This is a genomic window from Moorena sp. SIO4E2, from assembly GCF_010671945.1.
GTDB lineage: Bacteria > Cyanobacteriota > Cyanobacteriia > Cyanobacteriales > Coleofasciculaceae > Moorena > Moorena producens.
Map to the genome: position 1 here is coordinate 1 of NZ_JAAHIE010000928.1, position 2,200 is coordinate 2,200.

General features: G+C 43.6%; 2 protein-coding genes. Both read left to right on the forward strand.

Annotated features, from left to right (window positions below; all coding sequences use genetic code 11):
* A partial coding sequence (locus F6K37_RS39075; protein WP_287256610.1) for a right-handed parallel beta-helix repeat-containing protein occupies window positions 1-1,763 on the forward strand: 1,763 nt, incomplete at its 5' end.
* Between the two features lie 76 nt (window positions 1,764-1,839).
* Window positions 1,840-2,094 (forward strand): hypothetical protein, encoded by a 255-nt coding sequence (locus tag F6K37_RS39080; RefSeq protein ID WP_008182940.1) that lies wholly within the window; start codon window positions 1,840-1,842, stop codon window positions 2,092-2,094.
* Window positions 2,095-2,200: the final 106 nt, after the last annotated feature.

Sequence of the window (2,200 nt, forward strand, 5' to 3'; positions counted from 1 at the left end):
ACATGGGTGAAACCTTCCCCCTACTTCTGAAACCCGGTATCAAGCTACAGGGCAACCCCCGCACTAGAGGTCACGATGTGGTGATTCGCGGCGGTGGTACCTTTGTTAGTGCCACGGCTGCTAGTCACGATGTCCTAATCGTAGGTGCTGACCAAACGATTATTTCTGGCGTGACCCTTAACAATACTAATCCAGAAGGTTATGGTTTGTGGCTGGAAGTCGGTTCGGTTTTAGTGGAAGACAATACCTTAACTGGGAATACCAAAAGTGGGATTGCTGTGGAGGGAAATAGTACACCAACAATTCGCAGTAACTACTTCTACAACAATAAAGGCAATGGGCTCAGTATTTACGGAACCTCAAACACTCAAGTGGATGACAATGTATTTGAAAATAATGACTTAGGAATTCTGATTGCCGAAAACGTTGCACCCCATATCGTTAATAATCGCATCACTGGCAATAAAAATGGGGTAGTGGTTGAAACCAATGCTCAACCATTTTTCCAGAATAACCTCATTGAAAATTCCCAACTGGATGGATTAGTCCTCAAGGTCGGAGCTAATCCGGATTGGGGAAATTCACCAGAATCAACAAACAATACATTAAACAATAAATTAAACAATACATTTCGAGGCAATGGGCGGTTTGACATTAACAATCAGGAGTCTGAGCCTACTGTGATTGCTTTTGGTAATCAGCTAGGGCAGGAAACTAAAAGTGAGGTTAATTCAGTAAAAACTGAAAACGATATCATTCAAAAGTCGGAGGTTGAAACACCAGCTTTTAGTAAACCAGCTGTTAGTAAACCAGCCAGTACACCTGATGCTTCTGATAACCAAGCCGTTGTCATGGCAGAAAACTCTAATAACTCACAGAAGACTAAGCCTAATTCTCAGGAGAATCCAACCACCCCCAGCCAAGTCGTCCCATCCCAACCACCTGCCGAGAAGGAACCTACAAAGGAACCGACATCTGCTCAGGTCTCAGCAGCTTCATTTCCCGTTCCATCGAGTTTGGAGTCTCAGGCATCTACCTCGACTGATAACATCAGCAAAGACGCAGCACTAAATAATTCTGCAAGTACTGAATCTTCTAGACCAGCAGCAAGGTCCCAAACTCAGAGTCAGGAAACCTCTCAAACCCAACAGCCTTCTGATGCTAGGACTCAACGTTCACATTCTCAACCCCTGACACCCCTAACTCTGAAAGTTATTCAAAATCAGGAGCAGTCATCTTTTGAGGAACCAACATCTTCACCTAAACCAGGAGAGGATTCTAGCAGTTTTACTACAGCTTCACCGTCACAGGAAGTGATTGATGCGTCAAGTGACAGGTCAAAACCAACACCGGCAGCAGCCTCGACTGAGGAGGTTAACGTTATGATGTCAATGTCTAGTCAGATCAGTACACCGGTTAATCAAAATACTAGTAATCAAGATACTAGTGCTAGCTCCAATTCAGGTAGCTCAATTCCAGTGTTTTCTACAAGTACCCAATCAAACTCGGAACAAAGGGGACCTCAAGAGAATAATCCTACTTCAGCTCTACCCAGTCAGGGTTACCGGATTTTGGTAAATGCTGAGAGTGAGCAGCAACAAGATTTAATGCGATCGCTAATTCCCGATTCTTTCCTGACCTCCTTTGAAGGAAGAACTGTGATGCAAGCCGGATTGTTCACAACCCTCGAAAATATTGATCGGGTGCTGAAATTACTCAGTAGTTATGGTTTGAGCACCACTATTGTGCCTCTGAATTACTGATCAAACCAGGGAACAGGGGTAAGTTATCAGCTATCAGCACCTCAAGTATCAGCCTATGGACTACTTGAGGTGCTAGTTGAGGTGCTATCAGCCAAAGGCCAAGGCCAAGGGTAAATCCCCAGACTTTGAATTTTATTTTAAGCTGACGGCTGACAGCACCTCAACTAGCGTGAGCCATTCGCGTAGCGTGGCCATAGGCCAAGGCTCACGGCTGAATGCTTACGAACTGGGAATGGGGAACATTAAACAGCAATGGTTTGACCAACTACAAGGGAACTTAACACAGTCGGAATTTTCAACACTATGGGACTTGTTTCAACAGGTATATTAACTACAGTCATAGTTATTTGAGGTGTTTTGCCCAATTAATGTTTTATAATGTTTTTTATAATGTTTTTTCTATTTTAAAGGGATTCCACAGAAGTTAGGATATTGAG